At 44.2% G+C, this 5,874-nt stretch carries 8 protein-coding genes and 1 pseudogene; 4 read left to right on the top strand and 5 right to left on the bottom strand.

What is annotated here, in order from left to right; translation table 11 throughout:
• Positions 1-328: 328 nt before the first annotated feature.
• Together HMPREF3143_RS10775 and HMPREF3143_RS10770 are read left to right on the top strand one after the other, a co-directional pair.
• Positions 329-748, top strand: a complete 420-nt coding sequence (locus HMPREF3143_RS10775) for a translesion error-prone DNA polymerase V autoproteolytic subunit (protein ID WP_070533012.1) — start codon at positions 329-331, stop codon at positions 746-748.
• A gap of 2 nt (positions 749-750) precedes the next feature.
• Positions 751-2,019: a Y-family DNA polymerase gene (locus HMPREF3143_RS10770; RefSeq protein WP_070533009.1), complete on the top strand. Its 1,269-nt coding sequence runs from the start codon at positions 751-753 to the stop codon at positions 2,017-2,019.
• A gap of 376 nt (positions 2,020-2,395) precedes the next feature.
• Here HMPREF3143_RS10770 and HMPREF3143_RS25620 read toward each other — a convergent pair whose 3' ends face one another.
• Both HMPREF3143_RS25620 and HMPREF3143_RS10765 read right to left on the bottom strand, forming a co-directional pair.
• Complete coding sequence (locus tag HMPREF3143_RS25620; RefSeq protein ID WP_126296580.1) at positions 2,396-2,734, bottom strand: hypothetical protein; 339 nt, start codon at positions 2,732-2,734, stop codon at positions 2,396-2,398.
• Positions 2,735-2,907: 173 nt separating this feature from the next.
• Positions 2,908-3,135 (bottom strand): hypothetical protein, encoded by a 228-nt coding sequence (locus HMPREF3143_RS10765; RefSeq protein ID WP_025910815.1) that lies wholly within the window; start codon positions 3,133-3,135, stop codon positions 2,908-2,910.
• Between the two features lie 149 nt (positions 3,136-3,284).
• Between HMPREF3143_RS10765 and HMPREF3143_RS26085 the strand changes: the two genes are divergently transcribed.
• Positions 3,285-3,449 (top strand): YnfU family zinc-binding protein, encoded by a 165-nt coding sequence (locus tag HMPREF3143_RS26085; protein WP_217628554.1) that lies wholly within the window; start codon positions 3,285-3,287, stop codon positions 3,447-3,449.
• A gap of 248 nt (positions 3,450-3,697) precedes the next feature.
• Here HMPREF3143_RS26085 and HMPREF3143_RS10760 read toward each other — a convergent pair whose 3' ends face one another.
• A complete protein-coding gene (locus HMPREF3143_RS10760) occupies positions 3,698-3,916 on the bottom strand; it encodes a cold shock domain-containing protein (protein ID WP_045370991.1) in 219 nt (72 codons plus the stop codon).
• Positions 3,917-4,203: 287 nt separating this feature from the next.
• Here HMPREF3143_RS10760 and cspF point away from each other — a divergent pair, with 287 nt between their 5' ends.
• Positions 4,204-4,416: a cold shock-like protein CspF gene (gene cspF / locus HMPREF3143_RS24765; protein ID WP_084832170.1), complete on the top strand. Its 213-nt coding sequence runs from the start codon at positions 4,204-4,206 to the stop codon at positions 4,414-4,416.
• 51 nt (positions 4,417-4,467) lie between these two features.
• Here cspF and HMPREF3143_RS10755 read toward each other — a convergent pair whose 3' ends face one another.
• Together HMPREF3143_RS10755 and HMPREF3143_RS26280 are read right to left on the bottom strand one after the other, a co-directional pair.
• Positions 4,468-5,142, bottom strand: coding sequence for an SOS response-associated peptidase (locus tag HMPREF3143_RS10755; protein WP_070533007.1), 675 nt, complete (start codon positions 5,140-5,142; stop codon positions 4,468-4,470).
• 313 nt (positions 5,143-5,455) lie between these two features.
• A pseudogene (locus HMPREF3143_RS26280) lies at positions 5,456-5,548 on the bottom strand (site-specific integrase); the annotation flags it as partial.
• Positions 5,549-5,874 lie beyond the last annotated feature (326 nt).

The raw sequence follows: 5,874 nt of genomic DNA, 5'->3' as shown, positions 1-5,874 counted from the left end.
GCCCTGATACCTACGGTGTGGCTGCAGCCCTTCATCATGAAGCCATTCTGGCTTTAATGGACCAAATTGAAGATTTAAAGAAACAGGTCAAAGCGTTGCAGTCTGGAAGCTGAGAAAACCGCCACCTATCGAATGTAAGAATGCGCGGCGACTTAAATCTGTTCACATAGAAACATAACCAAAAAATTTACAAAAGCCATAATTCGAAGCGCCAGAGAAACTTAGAAACGAAACGGCGAAGCTTTAAGCAGTGACGATAGGGCCTATATCTTGCGGACACTTATAAATAAAACTACTGTATATAAAAACAGTATATGAGGTGTGTGCAATGGAATTTATCAGGCCAACAGAATTGCGAGAAATTATCGCTCTCCCGCTTTTCAGTGACTTAGTACAGTGTGGTTTCCCAAGCCCCGCAGCTGATTACGTTGAACAGCGCATCGATCTCAATGAGTTACTTGTCGCTCATCCGAGCTCAACATATTTCGTTAAGGCTGCCGGCGACTCTATGATCGAAGCAGGGATCAGTGATGGTGACCTGCTGGTTGTGGACAGTTCGCGCACTGCTGAGCATGGTGATATTGTCATCGCAGCGGTGGAAGGGGAGTTTACAGTTAAACGCCTGCAGCTGCGCCCGACAGTTCAGCTCATTCCAATGAACAGCGCTTACTCGCCGATTATCGTCGGCAACGAGGACACACTCGATGTGTTCGGTGTAGTGACTTTCATCGTTAAATCTGCGAGCTGAATATGTTTGCGCTCTGTGATGTAAATTCTTTCTACGCATCATGCGAGACGGTGTTTCGGCCCGATTTGAAAGGGCGGCCAGTGGTTGTTCTCTCGAATAATGACGGCTGCGTAATCGCGCGCAGCGCCGAGGCCAAGGCGGCTGGAATTACCATGGGAGAGCCATTCTTTAAGCAAAAGGATCTATTCCGGCGCTCTGGTGTTGTTTGCTTCAGCAGTAATTACGAGCTCTATGCTGACATGTCCAACCGGGTGATGACAACGTTGGAGGAAATGAGCCCCCGCGTCGAAATTTACAGCATTGACGAGGCTTTTTGCGATCTTAATGGTGTTCGCAACTGCCGGGACCTTACGGAGTTCGGCAAAGAGATCCGTGCGACGGTTCTGAAGCGCACGCACCTGACAGTCGGTGTTGGTATAGCGCAGACTAAAACACTCGCTAAGCTGGCAAACCACGCAGCCAAAAAATGGCAGCGGCAAACAGGCGGGGTAGTGGACCTGTCCAATCTCGATCGCCAGCGCCGACTGCTTGCTCTGGTTCCGGTGGAGGACGTCTGGGGCGTCGGCAGGCGCATCAGTAAGAAGCTTAACGCCATGGGCATCAAAACGGCTTTTGACCTCTCAGAACAAAGCACCTGGATTATCCGCAAGCACTTTAACGTGGTACTCGAGCGAACGGTCAGGGAGCTGCGCGGCGAGCCATGCCTCGAGCTGGAGGAGTTTGCACCAGCTAAGCAGGAAATCGTCTGCAGCCGGTCTTTTGGTGAACGCGTCACAGAATATGAGCAGATGCGTCAGGCCATCTGCAGCTATGCGGCCCGTGGTGCTGAAAAGCTTCGTGGTGAGCACCAGTATTGCCGGTTTATCTCTGCGTTCGTGAAAACCTCTCCCTTTGCGCTTAACGAGCCGTATTATGGTAACAGTGCGTCCATCAAGCTTCTTACCCCCACTCAGGATTCACGCGACATCATTAACGCCGCGGTAAAGTGCCTGGACAAAATCTGGAAAGACGGACACCGTTACCAGAAAGCCGGCATTATGCTGGGTGACTTCTTTAGCCATGGTGTGGCCCAGCTCAACTTGTTCGACGAGAACGCGCCGCGCGCTGGTAGCGATAGGTTGATGGAAGTTCTGGATTATCTGAACGCGAAAGATGGAAAGGGAACGCTTTATTTTGCCGGGCAGGGCATACAGCAGCAATGGCAGATGAAACGGGATATGTTATCTCCACGATATACTACGAGGTATTCAGACCTAATAAAAGTTAGATGATTCTTTAAACGGTATATTCATTCGAACTTAATTATCGGCTATGAGTATTAAGAGTAATATGTCTACTGCTATGCTTTTGTAATGTAAATAAGCCCCTGCAATTATACAGGGGCTTATGGATATGATGCCGGGTGCCTCCCGGTGAGTCATTGAGCTAACCACTCGTGACTCGCTGCTTCAGAAATTCACGATGAGCCGCTTGATATACAAATCATCAGGTTAGTTAGCCCTGCCGCTGAGGAGGATTCATCATAAAACCGAATGTAACAGCAATGCTTAGCAAATGATACAAAATTTACTGATGTGCCTCATGATTTTCTTTCGCAGTTTTCACGGTCACGGTATTTTCAGATGGTGAAGGTTAAAATATCGATGTTCATTTTTTTACTTTAAGTCTTGAAACAAAGGTTAAGGTTTTATCTTCTGGGCAAATCATTAGAAAAATTGCTGTGGGAGACTCTTCTAAACGTGTAATTCCATGCAGCATCTGGTAGAGTCTTTTTTTTAGTTTTTCTGCTCCATCTTTTTCAGATTCCCACTCTAAAACTGCCTGACCCTCTGAACCAATGAATGCATGGGATGGTAGTTTAACGCCTCGGTTTGACTTACTTGAATAGTTTCGGTCATGCAAGAGACCTAAAATAAGAGGGTTGATATTATTATCTGAGAATGGGGCTTCAATAACTATTAATACTGTGTAATGTAGGATTTTCATGGAAGCCTTATGGTTGCTTCAGCAATAAAGTCATATTGCCATGGCGTTGGATGTACAAGTCTTAATTATAAATGTTTGTGTGGGGGTAAAAAAAGGCCTGCGTTAAGCAGGCTATAATAATTAAACGTAGTTATAATAATGATTTCATGAATGTTGGCGTTGAATCCCAAGCGTCAAAGATACTTCTGCGCCGCATCTAATATTTCCTGAGAGGTAAGCTCTCGATCTGAAGCCACATAGACCACTTCATGGTCACCTGTTAAAGAGGGAAAACCTGCTGACATTATCTGAAGGTTTATCACTTCTCCATTAGGATATTCTTCGCGTATTGATGTCACACCTTTAAGCACAGTGATAACTTTACTTGGCTTACCATTAAAAAAAATGATTACTTTTTTCATATATCACCATGTATTTTGAGGGCTTTTAGCTCCTGCAGGTGTTAGAGGGGGGGCTGTTTGTTCATTTTTTTTTGCCTCTTTCGAAATTAAAACAAGCATTATACTGACTTAACGTGTACTGTAACGGTCCATTTGAACTGGAGAAGTCTATGTCAGCACGTAAAAACACTCAATTCCGCCGAAATTATTTAGTAAAATGCCCTTGTCCAAACTGCTCAAGAGATTCCGAACATAGTTACAATCGTGTACAAAAGGGGGCTCAATTGGTGTGCCCATACTGCTGTGCTTTATTCAAATCTCCCCAGCGCTTCTAAAAAAATTAATAAAAAAATAAGAAGTGATGCTTTTAGAGGCTGCCTAACCTCTTACGCACTTTAATATTTTATAAGCAGTTAGCTTCTGCTTTGAGACTGTTCATGCAGCAGTCCTGCATTTCATCACATCGGTCAGCAAACTTGATGGTAAGTAAACATGCTGGCCTGTTGTAATGATGTGCGTAACCGAACAATCACCTTCCACTGATAAAGTCATGCTGGCTTAAGTTAAGTAAACCATCTAAAAATTATCTATCGCAAAGTGTTACATTGGCAGCGATTGGACCTTTAGTTCCAGCTATGATAGCGAATTTGACTTTTTGTCCTTCAAATAGAGTATTAAATGTTTCTCCCAGCAGGGAAGAAGTGTGAACAACAACATCTTTACTTCCATCGAGTGGGGAGATAAAACCAAACCCCTTATCTTCGTTAAACCACTTAACAAGACCTATGATTTTAGATGACATACAAACTCCGTTTGAACATTTCAACTGACAAGCAAGCTCATGATAAGAAACGTATGCTGGTATATGTATGGACTCAAGAGGAGGAGGTATCAGAGATAACACCTGGTTATGAGAACGGCTTTTGGAAAAGTTAGATTCATCATCGCAACGAATCAGTCAAACCATTAAGGCACGTGCTGAATGATTAAGCAAATTTTATTTTAGCCTTCCGGAAGGCCAATAAAATAGGATTAGCTATTATTAACCAATCCTGTATAGTCAAATCTGGATTGCCATTAGGAAAATATTTGTCTCGTAAAATGACAGGAATTGTCAAAAGTTTTGACTTCAAGAGCGGAAAGGGATTGATTATCCCATCAGATGGCAGAAAAGATGTTTTTTTACATATTTCTGCATTAAGAAATAATGAAAGCCAAACGTTAAAACCTGGCGTTCGTGTTGAATTTTATCGTATAAATGGGCTTAGTGGTTCGATGGCTGCAAATATATTTCTTTCTTAAAGTGAGATAATATTGAACCAAATATAAAGTACACATCAAAAGTACATCAGATTATATATCTATTTGTTCTATCAATTTTCTCCCCTGATTTTTTACATTTCCTACTTCACGGGTCACAGCATGCCAGATAAACATCTCAGCTGGTACAGAGCCGTCAGATACAATCTCTTCCGCTTCTTTCCCTCCAACGTCCTGGCGCATCCATTCCCGGGCCGCTTCTGGCGATAGGACCAGGGGCCGGCGGTCGTGAATATCCACTAGGCCTTTGTCAGCGGCAGACGTTACTATCAGAAAACCTTCTGCCTCATCGCCTCGCTCAAACGGTGTGCTGCCGATAGCCGCCATAAAAATCGGCTGACCGTCTGCCCGATGGATAAAATAAGGTTGTTTCTTGTCACCTTCTTTCTTCCATTCGAACCATCCATCTGCAAAGCAGATCGCCCGGCCATGTTGCCACAGAGGTTTAAACATTCTGCTTGCGGCCGCGGTTTCGACGCGAGCGTTAATCATTGGCGGCTTATCCCACCATCCGGGCGCATAACCCCAAAAAACCGGATCAAGATGCAGCTGCTCGTCGCGTTCGCTCAACAGCACCACTTTGGTGCCGGGCGCGACGTTGTATCGGCCAATAGGTTCAGGGTCGTATGCGATGTCGCGATCAGCTTCATCGGACAGGTAAGCCAGGTATTCTTCACGCGTTTGAGCTTGTGCAAAACGCCCACACATAGAAACCTCCACCCAGATGTCAGACTTAAAGTATAGGGCAGGGAGAAGAAGGGTGGCGCACTGGCTAGTGTTAGGGGCAAATTTAGGGGCAAAAATGCGAAATAGGGGCAAAAAAAGGGCATTAAAAATGTAGTTCTGGGTAGCTTTAGGGAGAAGTTATTATGCTATAACTAATTGAATTCAATGGTAAAGCAAATGATATCAATGAGTTGGCAAAATCAGCGTAGCTTATTCAGGTTGTATTGCTCTTTTTTGTTAATCTCTTGATTCTGTTGCATTGAGTACTACCTTCGGAGCCAGCAGGGGCAAAAATTGTATGCCGCGTATGGTACGGATTCCGGCGGCGAATGCCAGCACGTTTTACTGATGCGTGAAATCTGGCGCCGTTACGTGATAAAGGGTAGTGTTCAGACGTTTGGATACGATAGCGACTTTACGGCAAACGGCGCAGTTGTGGCGCAATCATCTCCGCCAGTATCAATGTTGAAGATTAGCAGTAAGCATGCTGTAATGAGCTTACTTAATTTGAGGGTAATTTGAGCTTAGATTTTAAAAATGATAAAAACTTCTACTCTTTTCCTTTGTACTTCCTTATTTTCAAGCATGGCTTTTGCAGAAAATCACTACATACCTCTACTTTATAACTTATCGACTATGTTTGATTTCAATCCAGTTAAGGGGACTGTTAAATCCTTAGATACTGAATCGCCACGGATAATCTAGACACTTCCG

It is taken from the genome of Enterobacter sp. HMSC16D10, from assembly GCF_001807145.1.
In the GTDB taxonomy this organism is placed as follows: domain Bacteria; phylum Pseudomonadota; class Gammaproteobacteria; order Enterobacterales; family Enterobacteriaceae; genus Enterobacter; species Enterobacter roggenkampii.
The sequence above is the reverse complement of the archived record's forward strand: the minus strand, read 5'-3'. Positions and strand labels throughout refer to the sequence as shown.

Bases quoted from the DNA above. Each gene is read 5' to 3' on its own strand.
- HMPREF3143_RS10755 (WP_070533007.1), bottom strand. From the start codon at position 5,142: ATGTGTGGGCGTTTTGCACAAGCTCAAACGCGTGAAGAATACCTGGCT.
- HMPREF3143_RS25620 (WP_126296580.1), bottom strand. From the start codon at position 2,734: ATGAAAATCCTACATTACACAGTATTAATAGTTATTGAAGCCCCATTC.
- HMPREF3143_RS10760 (WP_045370991.1), bottom strand. From the start codon at position 3,916: ATGTCATCTAAAATCATAGGTCTTGTTAAGTGGTTTAACGAAGATAAG.
- HMPREF3143_RS10770 (WP_070533009.1), top strand. From the start codon at position 751: ATGTTTGCGCTCTGTGATGTAAATTCTTTCTACGCATCATGCGAGACG.
- HMPREF3143_RS10775 (WP_070533012.1), top strand. From the start codon at position 329: ATGGAATTTATCAGGCCAACAGAATTGCGAGAAATTATCGCTCTCCCG.
- HMPREF3143_RS10765 (WP_025910815.1), bottom strand. From the start codon at position 3,135: ATGAAAAAAGTAATCATTTTTTTTAATGGTAAGCCAAGTAAAGTTATC.
- HMPREF3143_RS26085 (WP_217628554.1), top strand. From the start codon at position 3,285: ATGTCAGCACGTAAAAACACTCAATTCCGCCGAAATTATTTAGTAAAA.